We start from the raw sequence: 14,127 nt of genomic DNA on the forward strand, positions 1-14,127 counted from the left end.
CGTGGGCGCCGGCACCGAGACCACCGACATGGTGCTCAACATCGGCCCGCAGCACCCGTCCACCCACGGCGTGCTGCGATTGCGGCTGCGCGTCGACGGCGAACGCGTCACCGCCTGCGAACCGATCATCGGCTACATGCACCGCGGCGCCGAGAAGCTCTACGAAGTGCGCGACTTCCGCCAGATCATGCTGCTCGCCAACCGCCACGACTGGCTCTCCGCTTTCTCCTCCGAGCTCGGCGTCGCCCTCGCCGCCGAACGCCTCGCCGGCATCGAAGTGCCCGAACGCGCCACCTGGCTGCGCATGGCCCTCGCCGAGATGAACCGGGTGCTCAACCACCTCATGTTCCTCGGCTCGTACCCGCTCGAAATCGGGGCGATCACCCCGATGTTCTATGCCTTCACCGAACGCGAACGGCTCCAGCAGGTGTTCGAGGAGGCCAGCGGCGGACGCATCCACTACATGTACAACTGCGTCGGCGGCCTCAAAGCCGACGTCCCCTCAGGCTGGGAAGGCCGCGCGCACCGCGCCCTCGACGAGGTCGAGCACGGCATGATCCGTCTCGACAAGCTCCTGCGCCACAACGAGATCTTCGCGGCCCGCACCAAAGGCGTGGGCGTGCTCGACCCCGCCACTGCCGCCGCGTACGGCGTCACCGGGCCGGTCGCGCGCGCCAGCGGCCTCGACTTCGACCTGCGCCGCGACGAGCCGTACCTGGCCTACGACCAGCTGGACGTGCCGGTCGTGCTGCGCACCGAAGGCGACTGCTACGCCCGCTTCATCTGCCTCCTCGACCAGGTCGCCGTCTCGATCGGGCTCGCCCGGCAATGCCTGGAGCAGGCGGCCCTCACCAGCGGACCCGTGAACGTGAAGCAGCCGAAGATCTTCAAACCGCCCGTCGGCGAGACCTACGTGTGGACCGAGAACCCCTTGGGCGCCAACGGCTACTACCTGGTGAGCCGGGGCGAGAAGACGCCGTGGCGGCTCAAGCTGCGCACCGCGTCCTATGCGAACGTGCAGGCGCTGGCGACGCTGATGACCGGCTGCCTGATCCCGGACATGATCGCGATCCTCGGTTCGATGTTCTTCGTGGTCGGCGACATCGACAAGTGAGCGGGCGGCTCAGACCACGAACACGTTGTAGACCACCACGAAGCCGACGATCCCGATGGTGAAGATCGAGCCGAGGATGAACGCGAGGCGGTTCTGCGTCACCGTCTGCGACCTGGGGTTGGGGATCGGCCCGGTGTAGACGGGCGGCTGCTGGGGGTGCGGCGGATACGGCGCGGGCGGGTGCGGGGCCTGCTGGTACGGCTGCGGCGTGTGCATGGGCGGGGCTTGGTGCATCGGCTGCTGGTACGGCGCGGGGGCCTGCTGGTACTGCGGCTGCTGACCTGGCTGCCATTGCGGCGGTTGATAAGTCACGAGGAGGGACTCCTTCGGGGAAGGGCGTGAAGGCCCGCTCACCGTACCGCAGCGGTGCCGCGGGGGGACTGCTCAGCCCGCGTCGGCTGCAGGGCCGGGGCGGTCGCCTTGAACCGGCTTCAGGCGCAGCCGCCGGTGGTCTCGTGGACGCGCATGGGCTGGGCGTCGAGCGGCTCGGTCCAACTGGTCAGGGTCTCCCCACCGGGGCAGTCGATCGAGCCGTAGTTCCAGGCGGCGGTCGCTTCGGCCGGGGGCTCCGGCGTGAACGACCCGACGGGCGCCTCAAGCGGCCTGCAGCCGCTGGTCGCCTGCACCGCAACGGGTTCGGCCCAACGCCCGCCCGGGGGATCGGCGGCCGGGGCGGTGACCCGCACGCTGAGGAACTCCTGGGTCGTGCCCGACCAGGACGCGCCGTCGGGTTCGCTGGTCAAGGAGCGCAGCGCGAACCGCTCGGTCAGCGCCTCCACGTGCTCGACCGTCGCGCCCGAAACCTGGAGGGTCCGTTCGAGCGACAGGCCCGGCCGCACCGGCGTCACGTCGCATGACTCCCAGGTCAGCGGCCCCACCGCGAGGACCGCCGCGCCGGTGAACGCCGCCGCCGCCTCGCCCACCGCGGCGTCGAGCAGCCCGCGGGCCCCGGCGGCGTCGACCTGCTCGCGCACCGTGGCGCGCGAGCCCGCGAACGCGACCGCGACCAGCAGCACCGCCCACACGACGACCGCGATGCGCAAGCGGCGGCGCCACCGCTCCGAGAGGTTCGAGAACACGGCACAAGTCTGCCCTACGCCTCCCGTGAGATGCCGGTCACAATCTGCGATCCGATGTCACACTCTTGAACCATGCCCCGTCCTCCTCGCATGAACGGTCAGGAAGCGCACCACCCCGAGGCACCCGCCGAGGCGCCTCCCGAGAGCCGCGCGCTCACGCAGTTCGAAGCACTCCGTCCACGCCTCTTCGGCGTCGCCTACGGACTCCTCGGCTCGGTCGCCGAAGCCGAAGACGTCGTCCAGGACGCCTGGATCCGCCTCCAGCGCACCGCGATCGACGAGATCGAGGACCTCACGGGCTGGCTCGTCACCACCACCTCCCGCCTCGCCCTCGACGTCCTCCGCGCCGCCCGCACCCGCCGCGAAGCCTACGTCGGCCCCTGGCTCCCCGAACCGGTCGAGACCGCGCCGGACCCGGCCGACTCGGTCAGCCTCGCCGACTCCATGTCCTGGGCGATGCTCGTGGTCCTGGAGACCCTGAGCCCGGCCGAACGCGCCGCATTCGTCCTCCACGACGTCTTCGGCCTCACCTTCGACGAAGTCGGCGCGGCCCTCGGCCGCAGCGCCGCCGCCTGCCGCAAACTCGCCAGCCGCGCCCGCGAACACGTCGAAGAGCGCCGACCCCGCTTCGACGTCGACCCCGAGGCGCACCGCGCCGTCGTGGAGGCCTTCTCCAAGGCCACCCGCTCCGGCGACCTCGACGGCCTCCTCGAGCTCCTCGACCCCGAAGCGGTCCTCACCACCGACGGCGGCGGACTCGTGAGGGCCGCCCGCAACCCGGTCCGCGGCGCGGACAAGGTCGCCCGCTTCCTGGTCGGCGTCTCCCACAAGTACGCCGACCGCGTCCACCGCCCGATCGTCATCAACGGCAGCCCCGCCCTCGTCACCGTGGGCGGCGGCGTGGTCGACGGCGTGATCGCCCTCGGCATCGAGCACGGCCGCATCGTCACCGTCGACTACCTCCGCAATCCGCAGAAGTTCGCCGGCCTGCGCACCACGCAGGCCGAACAATAGAAAGGACACCACCATGGGACCCCGACTCGCCTTCGCCGAGACCGAGTTCGCCAAGCAGTACTACAAGCACATGCTCGCCAACGAGAAGCTCTTCCACACCGGACCCGTCCCGCACACCACCATGGAACTGCTCAAACTGCGGGTCAGCCAGATCAACGGATGCGGCTTCTGCGTCGACATGCACTACAAGGACGCCGTGCACGCCGGAGAAGACCCCGAACGCCTCAACCTGGTCACCGTGTGGCGCGAGGCCCCCGCCTTCACCGAGGCCGAGCGCGCCGCGCTGGCGCTCGCCGAGGAGTCGGCCCGCCTCGCGGACAACCCGCACGGCGTCACGGACGAGACCTGGGAGCAGGTGCGCAAGCACTACGACGACGAGCAGATCGCCGCCCTGGTCGCGATGACCGCGCAGATCAACGCCTGGAACCGCATCAACGTCGCCCTCCGCACCCCGGCGGGCTTCTACGACCCGGCCACCAAGACGGCCCGATACAAGGACCTCGACAAGTAGGAAGGAGAACGACCACGAGGGCGGCAGGCCGCCGCCAGAAGGCCGAACTCGCCGGCGTTCTCGGTTCCGCCCGCGCGCTAGGGTGCGGTCATGGAACTCCTCGCTTCGGGCCGGGCCTCGGCCGTTTATGCGATCGACGAGCGGACCGTGCTGCGGCGCACCGGTTTCGACATCGCGGGCGAGGTGCGGCTCATGCGGTACCTCCGGGAGCGGGGCTATCCGGTCCCGGAGGTCTATGCGGCCGATGGCGGCGAGATGCGAATGGAGCGCCTGCACGGTCCGACGCTCGCGCACGAACTGTCAACCGGCCGCATCGGTCCGGTGCAGTGCGCCGAGCTGATCCGGGGACTGCACGACGACCTGCACCGCATCGAACCGCCGACGTGGCTCGCCACCGAGGCCCGGGGCGTCGACCTGACCGGCGGCACGCGCGGCTGCGCAGTCCTGCACCTCGACCTGCACCCCGAGAACATCCTGCTCACCGAGGACGGCCCGCAGGTCATCGACTGGACCAATGCCGCAGCGGGCGATCCGGAGATCGACCTCGCGGTCACGTGGGCGGTCTTCGCCGGCGTCGATGCGACGCTGCTGGAGCCCGAACTCGCCGCGAGCCTCGACCTACTGCTCGAACTGCTGGCCAGCGGCCCCTCCCGCGAGGCGCTGAACGCGGGAGTGGCGTTTCGGGAGGCCGACGGCAATCTCGATGCGACTGAGCTGCATCGGCTGCGGAGCCGCGCGGCAGAGCTGCGGCGCTGATGCCGACAGAAACCCAGCCCGCTGACCTCGAAGCGGTCGGCTTCGAACGCTGGCTCGCGGGCCTCGCGGCTGCTGGAGTTCAGCGGATACGTGCGCTTGGAGGCGAGCCCGGCGAGCTCCTTCGGGCGCACGTCCTCGGCCCAACAAGTCAAGGTCGTTGAGGCCGTGGAACCTTCGAGAGCTCGGGGCCAGTTTGCCCGCGCTCCTGGAGGCCATGGCGGGCACCGGAACGGAGAAAAGGCAAGGCGCTCGAACCCGGCGGCGTCTAGCCTGAGTTGCGGCCCCGGCCCCGGCCCCGGCCCCGGCCCCGGCCCCGGCCCCGGCCCCGCTTCCCGCCCCCGCTCCCGGCCCCTGTCCCGCTTCCCGCCCCCGGCCGGCGACCGACATCGAGCCGCGAACAGTCCCGAAGGACACCGATGACAAGCGATCGCACCCTCCCCACCGCCGACCGGATCGAAGCGGCCCTCGCCGCCCACGACGGCCCATGGGGGTCGACGTCCCGCGTACACCAGGTCGAGGACCTCTCGCCAGGACTCGGCCAGGCCGCAGTCATGCGCGTGCACACCACCGACCGCAACACGGCGAACCAGACACAGTGGATCGTGAAGATTCCCGGCGGCGGCGCACGATCGCTCCTGGATTCACAAGACGCGCAGCTGAACGACCGGGAAGTCGCCTTCTTCCGCAGCACCCTGCCCGCCCGGCTCCCGACCGGGATCACCACGCCCCCGGCCGCAGTGATCCCCGGCGACCACGGCCGGGAATGGATCGTCATGCGCGACCTCGGTCCGGCACTGGCGAATCCGTGGACGCCCGAAGCCACCGCGACCGCCGCCGCCCGCCTGGCGCTCCTGCACACCCCGGTCGCCGCCGACCCCGCCCTGCTCGACCTGCCCTTTCTGGAGCGGACCGGACACCACGCCTACGCCCACCACGTCCCCTCCGGCCATGACAACCTCGAAGCGCTCCCAACCGACCCCCGCCTGGCGGACCTGTTCACCCCAGCGCAGGTCCGGGCGCTGCACCGGTGCCTCGATGCCGCCGAAGCGCTGGCCGACCGCGCCGCGCGCCTGCCGCCCACGCTCGTGCACGGCGACTTCACGCCGCGCAACACGGGACTGGACTCGACACAGACACTGGTCCTGATCGACTGGGAACACGCCGGAGTCGGCCCGGTCGGCTTCGACCTGGCCACGTTCGTCGCCATGCACCAGGCCTTCGGCGGGCTCGGCGCACTCGATGAGCGGGCGCTGCTGAAGACCTACAGTCGTGCCCTGGCCGAGGTGACGGGCACCGACCTCGCCGACCAGGCCGAGGCCGGTTTCGCGATCGTCCACCTCACCTGGGGACTGCACCTGCGGCTGGGACCGGGCCTGGCGGCGGTCCGGCTCGGCGCCTTCGACCATGCCCCGGCGCAACGGTCCGCGGCTTTGGAGGACATCCGCACCGGTTGCCTGCGGGCCCTGCTGTGGGCGGGAGCCGCCGGAGTCGACGCGGGTTCCTGAGGTGCCGGAACGGACCGGGCTCCCGTTCGGCGCAAGGCAAGAGGCGGGGCTGCTCGCGCCGCTCGTGCTCAGGCGTGCAAATGGGGCCGCTGGTCAGCCTCTCCTCGGGCACGCAAAAGGCGGGGCCGCTGATGCGGCCCCGCCCTTCAGACTGGGTTACGAGCTGAATCGCCCCGGTCGGTCTCGGTGATCGTGATCGACTAGCGGCTCACGGCCAGCTTGGTCTCGTTGAGACCGCGGTCGGCCTCGACCTCGCCGGTGGCGTCGCCGTAGCGCGAGAGCGCGCGGAGCGTCCACTTGCCGGGGGCGGCGAAGAAGCGGAACTGCCCGCCCTCGCCGGTCACGACCTCGGCCGTGAACTCGCCCGAGCCGTCGAGCAGGCGCACGTAAGCGCCCTGCACGAGTTCGCCCTCGTCGTTCACGACGGTGCCCGTGAGCACGGTCTCCTTCTCGATGTCGACCGACGCCGGCAGGGCCGCGTCCTGGTCAGGTGCAGCGCAGCTGTCAGACATGGTTGTTCCTCTCAGTACCGTCGCCGGTGTTACTTGGTGCCGGGCTCGTCGCCGAGGGCGATCGGCACGCCGACCAGCGAGCCGTACTCGGTCCAGGAGCCGTCGTAGTTCTTCACGTCCTCGTAGCCGAGGAGCTCGCGGAGCGCGAACCAGGTGTGGCTGGAGCGCTCGCCGATGCGGCAGTAGGCGATCGTGGACTTGGTCTCGTCCAGACCGGCGTCGCCGACGTAGAGCTCGCGCAGCTCGGCCTCGGACTTGAAGGTCCCGTCCTCGTTCGCGGCCTTGCTCCACGGCACGCTGAGCGCGGTGGGGATGTGGCCGGCGCGCTGGGACTGCTCCTGGGGGAGGTGGGCCGGGGCCAGGAGGCGGCCGGCGTACTCGTCGGGGGAGCGCACGTCGATGAGGTTCTTGACGCCGATGGCGGCCTCGACCTCGTCGCGCTTGGCGCGCAGGTCCCAGTTGAGGGGCTTGGCGACGTAGTTGGTGCGTTCGCGCTTGACGACCTCGGCGGTCACGTCGCGGGCGTCGAGCTCCCACTTCTTGCGGCCGCCGTCGAGGAGCTTGACGTCCTCGTGGCCGTACAGCTTGAAGTACCAGTACGCGTAAGCGGCGAACCAGTTGTTGTTGCCGCCGTAGAGGACGACGGTGTCGTCGTTCGAGATCCCGCGCTCGGAAAGGAGCTGCGAGAACTGCTCCTGGTTGACGAAGTCGCGGCGGATCGGGTCCTGGAGGTCGTCCTTCCAGTCGATCTTCACCGCGCCCTTGATGTGGCCGTAGTCGTAGGCGGAGGCGTCTTCGTCGACCTCGACGAACACGACTCCGGGGGTGTCGAGGTTCTCTTCCGCCCAATCGGCGGTGACCAGCACGTCTTCACGAGCCATGGCTTGTTCTCTCCTGAACGTAAATGAAACTTGAGTTCTAAGGTTCGAGAGCGAGCCCAGTACGTGGTGCGAAGCGGGGCGGAACGCTGCTGTTCGCAGCTGAGCAGGGTTCGTCCTGGACAGATGGTCCGGGATTCGAGCCGATTGACGTCACACCCGAGCAGTACCGCTTTTCGCAAGCGGGCCTTGGGTTTTGGTGAGTCGTAAGCCTTGCTCTGAAGTTCGCGCACGCTGGGCCGCAATGCGGCGACCGCCGTCGGGCCTCTGAGGGCCTGGCGAGTCGCCTAGGGCATTCGACAGAGCGTGGTCGCGATCATGCAGTAGTCGATCGCGCGCCGCTTGGTGAGCATCGGCTTGCGCATGGCTGGAACGCTAGCAGACTTCCCGGGCCGAATCCATACCCGTTCTCGCGATGCGGACTGTGACGAAGACCCAGCGCTACGGCCCGGTGTCGCCCGGTGCCCGCCCGCGCCGGCGGCGGACGGGCATGGAAAGCGCAGGTGGATCAGGTGAGGACGACGTCCTGGGCGGTGCCGGAGACGGTCACGATGTCGCCTTCGAATCGGATCTCCGACAGTTCGATCCCATATGGCAGCTCCGGCAGTGTCACGGTGGAGGCGAACTCGCCGGCGGCCTGGTCGATCAGCGGCTGGATCTGCGGCGGCACGCTCTCGGTGAGGGCTTCGACGGCGTCCGGCGTGAAGGTGAGCGTGTTGTCGGCGAACGCGAACTGGCCGGTGGCCTCGAGTTCGACCTGGGTGCCGAGGAACTCCTGCGAGCCGGTCAGCGAGGCCGTGCCGTCCTCGTCGATCTGCAGGTCGAAGCCGGTCTGCTCGGCCATGATCGCCTCGATCGAGTCGACCGAGACGGAGCCGCTCACGTCGAGGGTGCTCGCGACGGCGTCGCCGCCGTTGCTGAGCTCGCGCCAGTCGGCGTCCACGTCGTGCGCCACCATCTCCAGGGACGGGAAGGTGAGGCCGTTGGAGCCGACGTCCTGGAGCGTGATGTCGATCTGCTCGAACTCGCCGGTCCAGGCCTGGGTGAGGAACGGCCAGCCGTGGATCTTGACGTCCGGTTCCTGGTCGGAGTAGGCGCCGTTCTCGGCGGCGGTAGTCGCCACCTCGTCGGCGATGCGGCGTTCGACCAGCGCGTTCGCGACCCGGTCGCCGAGGGCGACGACCGCGGCGACGATGACGAGGGTGATGAGCAGGCGGCGGAGGATCTTCACCAGCGGGTCTCCTGTGCAGCGGTGTGCCCGGCGGGGTGCGCCTGGGGGCGGTCGACGGACGGAATGTGTCAGTCGATCATGTAATAGGCGCTCAAGAGGTACACGACGGGGCCGGTGATGGCGAACGCGAGGAGCGGCCCGGCGGCGCTGACCACCGGGTTCGGGGCGGTGCCCGCGCCGTCGATGCGCCGCGACGCGGACATGTACCCGCACGCGAGGTCGGCGAGGACCGCAGTGAGTGCGATGAGGAGCCCGCCGACCGCGGCGTGGGTGGGGTCGGGGCCTTCGATGACGAGCCCGGCGTACGCGGCGGACGCGGTGCCGCACATGGTGCCGATGACGATGCCGAACGCGCCGCGCGTCACCTGCCGGTTGATGCGCGGGTCGGGCATGACGAGGTCGACGGCGCGGGCGGCGAGTATCGCGGTGCCGGCCGCGACGACCGCCGAGTACATGGCGGGCGGGGCGGAGCCGAGTCGCGAGAGCGCGATGTAGCAGGCGTAGCCGCATACGGCGAGGCAGAGCAGCATCGTGAACCCGAGGTTCTCGGTGACGCCCACGTGGGTGCGGCGCACGAGCTGCGCGGCGACGGCGGCACCGAAGCCGAGTGCGAGGAGCACGGTGATCGGGACGAGCGAGACGGGCGTCCAGACGACGGCGGCAGTGCTGGCGGCGATCGCCAGGAGCGAGGCGACGGCGAGGGGCACCCAGGCGCCGTCGATCCTGCGCACCCAGGTCACGAGGCCGACGGTGGCGAGTTGGAGGACGGCGATCCCGGCGGCGTAGACGGGGCGTTCCATCTGGGCGCCGAGGACGAGGCCGGCGCTGATGACGATCGTGGCCGCGATGGCGGGGAGGCGGTGCAGGAGGGCGGGGCTGGGCGGGGGGAGGGTGTGGTCCTCGGTGCCGTCGGCGCCGCTGGTCCGGTAGGAGCCGGTGCTCCCCGGGGGCGCGCCGGTCCCGCCGGAGCGGGCGGCGGCGCGGCGGCGTTCGGTGCGGCGGGGAGGGGCGTCGGGCCCAGGGGGTTCTGCGGGTCCGCCGCGCTCGTCGGCGGCGCCGGCGGTTCCGGCGTAGGCGTCGCCCCAGGCGGAGCCCTCGGCGGCGCCGGGCGCCTCGGGAGGCTCGTAGCCCCAGGTCTCGTCGGGTCGGCTGTACGACACGTCCACAGCCTACGGCAGCAGGAAATCCCGGCTCGCGAGCTTCGCCATGAGTCACCCTTGCGGACGGTCGTCCGGCACGTCGGGTGACGCCGGGTCCGGTCGGGCGGGTCCGGTGCCGGACTGTCGCCCGCCTCGCATCGTCTCATCATGTGGACGCGTGGAGGAGCGGGCAGGAGCGCGTTCGGCGGCCCGTTGCGGAGGCGCTTTCGGATCCGGTACGGGCCAACGGCGTAGGGCGGGATCGTGACCGTATCGTGTCGGCGCGGTGAACGCGACTTGACGGAGACCTACCGTTGCGTCGTCCCGCATGGTGAGGTTTCACGGTGGTGACGCTGGTCTTTTGACTGGTGACCGTTTACACTTGTCCAGGACTCCACCTACCGCATGTAAGCCCGCCCGCCGCCGACGCCGGGAAGAGCGATAGTCGCGTGTGCTCACCAACCAGCGGAGGACTGCTGTGGAAATCCTTATCCTCACTTCCAACCCCGTTCCGGAGTCCCCTGAGTCGATCCTGCCCTCGCTGGAACTGCTGCCCCACCGCGCGCGCTACGCCGGCCGGGACGTGCGGGCCCTGCTGAGCGGCCCGAGCCCCGATGCGGTGATGGTCGACGCCAGGTCCGACCTCGCCGATGCCCGCGCCACCTGCCGGGTCCTGCAGGCCACCGGACTGACGGTGCCGCTGTACGCCATCGTCACCGAGGCCGGCCTGGCGGCATTGCAGGCCGACTGGGGTGTGGACGACTTCCTTCTCGCTTCCTCCGGTCCGGCCGAGGTCGAGGCGCGGCTGCGCCTGGCCACGGGCAAGCCGAACGCGGCCACGGCCGCGGGCCCGGCCGTGATCCGCGCCGGGGACCTGACGGTCGACCCGGACACGTACGCCGCGAAGCTCAAGGGCACGCCGCTGGACCTCACGTACAAGGAGTTCGAGCTGCTGCGCTTCCTGGCCCAGCACCCCGGCCGGGTCTTCACCCGCGAGCAGCTGCTGCGGGAGGTGTGGGGCTACGACTACTTCGGCGGCACCCGCACCGTCGACGTCCACGTGCGGCGCCTGCGCGCGAAGCTCGGCAGCGAGTACGAGTCGATGATCGGCACGGTGCGGCAGGTCGGCTACAAGTTCGTGGCCCCGCCGCCGGAGAACCTGCGCGAGTCCGAGCCGGTCCCCAAGCGGGTCGACGCCTGACTCCGGGCCTTCACTGGCGAGTGAATACCGACGAGTGAATTTCGAGCGGGTCCGCGGAAGCGGACCCGCTCAATTCTTTGTGTCCAAAGTTGACTGAGTGGCGATTGCGCTCACTGGTGAATCAGTAACGCATTGATTCGAAGCGACGGCGGCAACTTGCGGTCGAATAAGGAAAACTTACCATTCTCGGTGGGGCGAAAGAATGGTCCTATCCGGACAAATGCCGCAACTCTACGTACCCATGGTATTGCTCTCGGTGGTTAGAATTGAGTTCGCTTTGGACTTAACCTTCCCCTTGGAGTGTGACCCCGTGTCCGATCGCTCCGTCGACCCCGAAGCCCTCGCGGTGTTCCGCGAGATCGCGCAGGGCCGCTTGGACTATCTCGAAACCCTCATCGATCAGTTGCGCAACGGCAACGAACTGGGCGTCGAACCCGGGTTCGGGCTGCTCGACAGCGCCCTGACCGCGCGCGATGCCTATCGCGAGTTCCACCGCCAGACCTGGACCAACCTCCAGGACCTGCGGGCGGACCTGACCGGCATCATCGCCACGCTTGACGGTGTCGCCGATCGGGTCGTCGAAGACGACGAGACCTCCGCCGTCCAGATGTCGCGCGGGAGGGACTGAACGCCATGTCAGACACCCAGCAGCAGCAGAACCAGTCGCAGGACCCGGACCTCGGCGACGACCCGAACTACGACGACGAGCTCGACCCCGACCGCGCCGTCGAACCGGACGAGGAGCCCGCCGACGTCCCTGTCGATCCCGACGCGGACGACGATGAAGTCCCGGCCGAGGACTCGGATGAGGACGCGGACGCGGACGACGCCGACGATGACGACTCCGAGCCTGACGAGGACGAAGGAGACGACGACTCCGAAGGCGAAGAGGACGACGACTCCGAGGACGAGGACTCCGATGAGGAGGACGACGACGAGGACTCGGACGACGACGGCAAGAAGGAAGAAGAAGAGGACGACGGCAAGGACCACCAGGGCCGGCAGACCTACGAGCGCGAGGAATGGGACAACTCGGCCCCCGACAACTCCACCGACTTCGAGTACCAGCGCATGGACGCCGAAGCCCTGTTCCTCTCCGGCACCCCCTGCCCGCACGCGACCTGCCAGAACACCCAGAACCCCGCCGAGGCCGCCTGGATCAAACTGGTCTCCGCGATTCCCGAGGTAGGGCAGGTCAGCAACCTCACCGTCGTCACCACCGGCACGGCCGCGCCCAGTCAGGACGCCATCCAGTCACTGGTGTCCCAGGTGCGGCCGGACAGCCCGGACACTTACGCGCTCAGGGCGATCAGCTCGCACTGGCAGAGCTTCAAGGACGGCTTCGACTCCGACCCGACCACCGGGATCGCCCCGATGCTCAAGGCGGGCCTGCGAACCCTCTCCGAGCACTGGCAGGGGGACGACTTCGACGCGTTCGCCGAGCAGGTGGAGGTGGTGATGTCCAACTGCGCGTCGATCTGCGACGACATCGGCGACCTCTCCTCGGGCGCGGTGGGGCTGCTGGAGCAGAAGGCCGACGAGTTCTACGGCCTGCAGGGCGGCTCCTCGGGGGAGTTGCCGTATCCCGCGCCGCTGTACTGGATCTCGGACATGGAAGTGATGTTCACCGACCCGTTCGTGCATGTGCGGCCGCCGTTCCGCAGTGGATCCTGCGATGTCACGGACGGCTGCGGGCACTCCGGCGGGCTCCTCGGCTCGCTGCTGGAGCTCGGCGGCTTCGACAGCGACTACCTGCGTGAGACCAGGAACTACGTCGAGGCGCAGACCGAGTACTACATGAACAAGTTCAAGAACGAGGATCCGCCGGTCACCGAGGACCAGGCGCGGACGTGGGCGCAGGCCGACGCGAACAACGCGATCAGCACCGACATGGTCGACGGCATGGAGGACTACGAGTCGCGGTCGCGGATCGCGAACGAGGATGTCGTCAACCGGTGGGAGAACGCCGAGGAGTCGGCGGGAACCTTTACGCCCGAGGCGAAGCCGTCGAACCCGTCGAACTTCCGGGAGGCCTCCGACATGCTCGGGGACTCCTACGGGGGCTTGGACGCGGGCTCGGGCGGCTTCCAGCCCGGCGGCGAACCGCCCTCGCCGGACGCCGGCGGCGGTGGAGGGGGCGGCGGCGGTGGCGGCGGTCTGGTGCCGCCCGGCGACGTGAGCGGTGGTCTCGCCAGCGGCGGGAAGACGCTCGGCGGCGGCGGCGCGTTCCCGGTCGGCCCGGCATCCTCCACATTGGAGGGCGGCAGTTCGGCGGGCGGTGCGGGCGGCGGGCGCGGCGTCGGCGGTATGGGCGGCATGATGGGCGGCGGCGCCGGTGGCGGTCGCGGCATGGGCGGCGACCAGCAGGCCGAAGGCGAGCACCGCGACTGGCTCGAGGAGGACGAGGAGATCTGGGGCATCCGCGCCATCGACGACGACCCTTACGCCTGAGCGCGTGGCACTGAGCGCGATGCACTGAGCCTCATTGCAAGGCGGCGGGCCGCGATCCTTCGGGATCGCGGCCCGTGCCGGTTCGGGGACGGACTCATGACCGAGCCGTGACGGGAGTGGCGAGTGTGTGCCGAACGAACCCCCCGACGCGAACGGAGCGCCAGCAATGTCGTACCAGCCCGATCCCCAGCCCCCGTACTCGGATGGAACGCAGCCCGGCGTTCCGCCGCAGCACCCGGATCAGCGCGCGCAGCCGGGCGTGCAACCGCAAGGGCTGCAGTCGAATCCACATCCGTACGCGCCCGGGCCGGTCGGCCCTTCGGGCCTGACCGCGGAGGAGGAGGCCCAGCACCGGCAGCTGGTCCTGGCCGGCATCGGGCTGCTGGTCGTGCCGATCCTGCTCGCGATCATCCTGTCCGCGGTCGACGCCCCGATCGACCCGAGGTTCACGGGCCCGGTCTTCTCGGCGGTGCTCATCGCCGGCGCGGCCACGCTCGGCAAGGCGTACCGGTTCAAGCGCGACACCAAGCGGCGTTGACGAGGCACCGCAGTGGCGGACGGACCGGTGGGCCCGCTATTGCAGCGGGCCCACCGGTTCTTCAGTTGTGCGTGCCGTTCGGCCTCGGCCCGATCCGGGCGGTCCGAGGCGCCGTCAAGGTCTTACTCGGTGTCGGTCCAGCGGTGCCGGTGGTGGACGCCGAGCGAAAAGCGCTGCAGCCCTTCGGCTCCTCAGCGC

14 protein-coding genes and 1 pseudogene are annotated in these 14,127 nt (G+C 70.0%); 10 read left to right on the forward strand and 5 right to left on the reverse strand.

Features of this window, described 5'->3' with window-relative positions:
• Positions 1-28 precede the first annotated feature (28 nt).
• On the forward strand, positions 29-1,114 hold the full coding sequence (locus tag AB0I03_RS13205) for an NADH-quinone oxidoreductase subunit D (protein WP_360412191.1): 1,086 nt from the start codon (positions 29-31) through the stop codon (positions 1,112-1,114).
• 142 nt (positions 1,115-1,256) lie between these two features.
• A pseudogene (locus tag AB0I03_RS13210) lies at positions 1,257-1,394 on the forward strand (heterocycloanthracin/sonorensin family bacteriocin); the annotation flags it as partial.
• A 151-nt stretch (positions 1,395-1,545) separates the two neighbouring features.
• Here AB0I03_RS13210 and AB0I03_RS13215 read toward each other — a convergent pair.
• Positions 1,546-2,193: a hypothetical protein gene (locus AB0I03_RS13215; RefSeq protein WP_360411234.1), complete on the reverse strand. Its 648-nt coding sequence runs from the start codon at positions 2,191-2,193 to the stop codon at positions 1,546-1,548.
• Between the two features lie 90 nt (positions 2,194-2,283).
• On the opposite strand from AB0I03_RS13215, the gene sigJ reads away from it, so the two are divergent.
• From sigJ to AB0I03_RS13235, 4 genes are all read left to right on the forward strand, one after another.
• Positions 2,284-3,207, forward strand: coding sequence for an RNA polymerase sigma factor SigJ (gene sigJ, locus AB0I03_RS13220; protein WP_360411237.1), 924 nt, complete (start codon positions 2,284-2,286; stop codon positions 3,205-3,207).
• Positions 3,208-3,277: 70 nt separating this feature from the next.
• Entirely contained in the window at positions 3,278-3,718 is a 441-nt protein-coding gene (locus tag AB0I03_RS13225) for a carboxymuconolactone decarboxylase family protein (protein WP_360412194.1), read from the forward strand.
• Positions 3,719-3,808: 90 nt separating this feature from the next.
• A complete protein-coding gene (locus AB0I03_RS13230) occupies positions 3,809-4,474 on the forward strand; it encodes a phosphotransferase (protein WP_360411240.1) in 666 nt (221 codons plus the stop codon).
• Positions 4,475-4,890: 416 nt separating this feature from the next.
• The gene (locus AB0I03_RS13235) at positions 4,891-5,979 is read left to right on the forward strand and encodes a phosphotransferase (protein ID WP_360411243.1); all 1,089 of its coding nucleotides are present in this window, start codon (positions 4,891-4,893) and stop codon (positions 5,977-5,979) included.
• Between the two features lie 200 nt (positions 5,980-6,179).
• Here the strand turns inward: AB0I03_RS13235 and AB0I03_RS13240 are convergent, their stop codons facing one another.
• The 4 genes from AB0I03_RS13240 to AB0I03_RS13255 all read right to left on the reverse strand — a co-directional run bounded on the left by AB0I03_RS13240 (position 6,180) and on the right by AB0I03_RS13255 (position 9,760).
• Positions 6,180-6,491: a DUF1416 domain-containing protein gene (locus AB0I03_RS13240; protein WP_205326659.1), complete on the reverse strand. Its 312-nt coding sequence runs from the start codon at positions 6,489-6,491 to the stop codon at positions 6,180-6,182.
• A gap of 29 nt (positions 6,492-6,520) precedes the next feature.
• On the reverse strand, positions 6,521-7,372 hold the full coding sequence (locus tag AB0I03_RS13245; protein ID WP_360411247.1) for a sulfurtransferase: 852 nt from the start codon (positions 7,370-7,372) through the stop codon (positions 6,521-6,523).
• Positions 7,373-7,877: 505 nt separating this feature from the next.
• Entirely contained in the window at positions 7,878-8,600 is a 723-nt protein-coding gene (locus AB0I03_RS13250; protein ID WP_360411250.1) for a DUF2993 domain-containing protein, read from the reverse strand.
• A 68-nt stretch (positions 8,601-8,668) separates the two neighbouring features.
• Complete coding sequence (locus AB0I03_RS13255; protein ID WP_360411253.1) at positions 8,669-9,760, reverse strand: hypothetical protein; 1,092 nt, start codon at positions 9,758-9,760, stop codon at positions 8,669-8,671.
• A gap of 457 nt (positions 9,761-10,217) precedes the next feature.
• On the opposite strand from AB0I03_RS13255, the gene AB0I03_RS13260 reads away from it, so the two are divergent.
• The 4 genes from AB0I03_RS13260 to AB0I03_RS13275 all read left to right on the forward strand — a co-directional run bounded on the left by AB0I03_RS13260 (position 10,218) and on the right by AB0I03_RS13275 (position 13,929).
• Positions 10,218-10,940, forward strand: coding sequence for a response regulator transcription factor (locus AB0I03_RS13260; protein WP_270116924.1), 723 nt, complete (start codon positions 10,218-10,220; stop codon positions 10,938-10,940).
• Positions 10,941-11,250: 310 nt separating this feature from the next.
• Positions 11,251-11,568 (forward strand): hypothetical protein, encoded by a 318-nt coding sequence (locus tag AB0I03_RS13265; protein ID WP_360411255.1) that lies wholly within the window; start codon positions 11,251-11,253, stop codon positions 11,566-11,568.
• Between the two features lie 5 nt (positions 11,569-11,573).
• Positions 11,574-13,391: a hypothetical protein gene (locus AB0I03_RS13270; protein WP_360411258.1), complete on the forward strand. Its 1,818-nt coding sequence runs from the start codon at positions 11,574-11,576 to the stop codon at positions 13,389-13,391.
• Positions 13,392-13,557: 166 nt separating this feature from the next.
• Positions 13,558-13,929 carry a hypothetical protein gene (locus AB0I03_RS13275; RefSeq protein WP_360411261.1) on the forward strand — a complete coding sequence of 124 codons (372 nt, stop codon included), beginning with the start codon at positions 13,558-13,560 and terminating at the stop codon, positions 13,927-13,929.
• The last annotated feature ends 198 nt before the right edge of the window (positions 13,930-14,127 follow it).

The organism is Glycomyces sp. NPDC021274, from assembly GCF_040641195.1.
Classification (GTDB): Bacteria; Actinomycetota; Actinomycetes; order Mycobacteriales; family Micromonosporaceae; genus Glycomyces.

Excerpts from the sequence above, each read along its gene's own strand:
- AB0I03_RS13205 (WP_360412191.1), top strand. The coding sequence starts at position 29 with ATGGTGCTCAACATCGGCCCGCAGCACCCGTCCACCCACGGCGTGCTG.
- sigJ (WP_360411237.1), top strand. The coding sequence starts at position 2,284 with ATGAACGGTCAGGAAGCGCACCACCCCGAGGCACCCGCCGAGGCGCCT.
- AB0I03_RS13225 (WP_360412194.1), top strand. The coding sequence starts at position 3,278 with ATGCTCGCCAACGAGAAGCTCTTCCACACCGGACCCGTCCCGCACACC.
- AB0I03_RS13230 (WP_360411240.1), top strand. The coding sequence starts at position 3,809 with ATGGAACTCCTCGCTTCGGGCCGGGCCTCGGCCGTTTATGCGATCGAC.
- AB0I03_RS13235 (WP_360411243.1), top strand. The coding sequence starts at position 4,891 with ATGACAAGCGATCGCACCCTCCCCACCGCCGACCGGATCGAAGCGGCC.
- AB0I03_RS13240 (WP_205326659.1), bottom strand. The coding sequence starts at position 6,491 with ATGTCTGACAGCTGCGCTGCACCTGACCAGGACGCGGCCCTGCCGGCG.
- AB0I03_RS13245 (WP_360411247.1), bottom strand. The coding sequence starts at position 7,372 with ATGGCTCGTGAAGACGTGCTGGTCACCGCCGATTGGGCGGAAGAGAAC.
- AB0I03_RS13270 (WP_360411258.1), top strand. The coding sequence starts at position 11,574 with ATGTCAGACACCCAGCAGCAGCAGAACCAGTCGCAGGACCCGGACCTC.
- AB0I03_RS13275 (WP_360411261.1), top strand. The coding sequence starts at position 13,558 with ATGTCGTACCAGCCCGATCCCCAGCCCCCGTACTCGGATGGAACGCAG.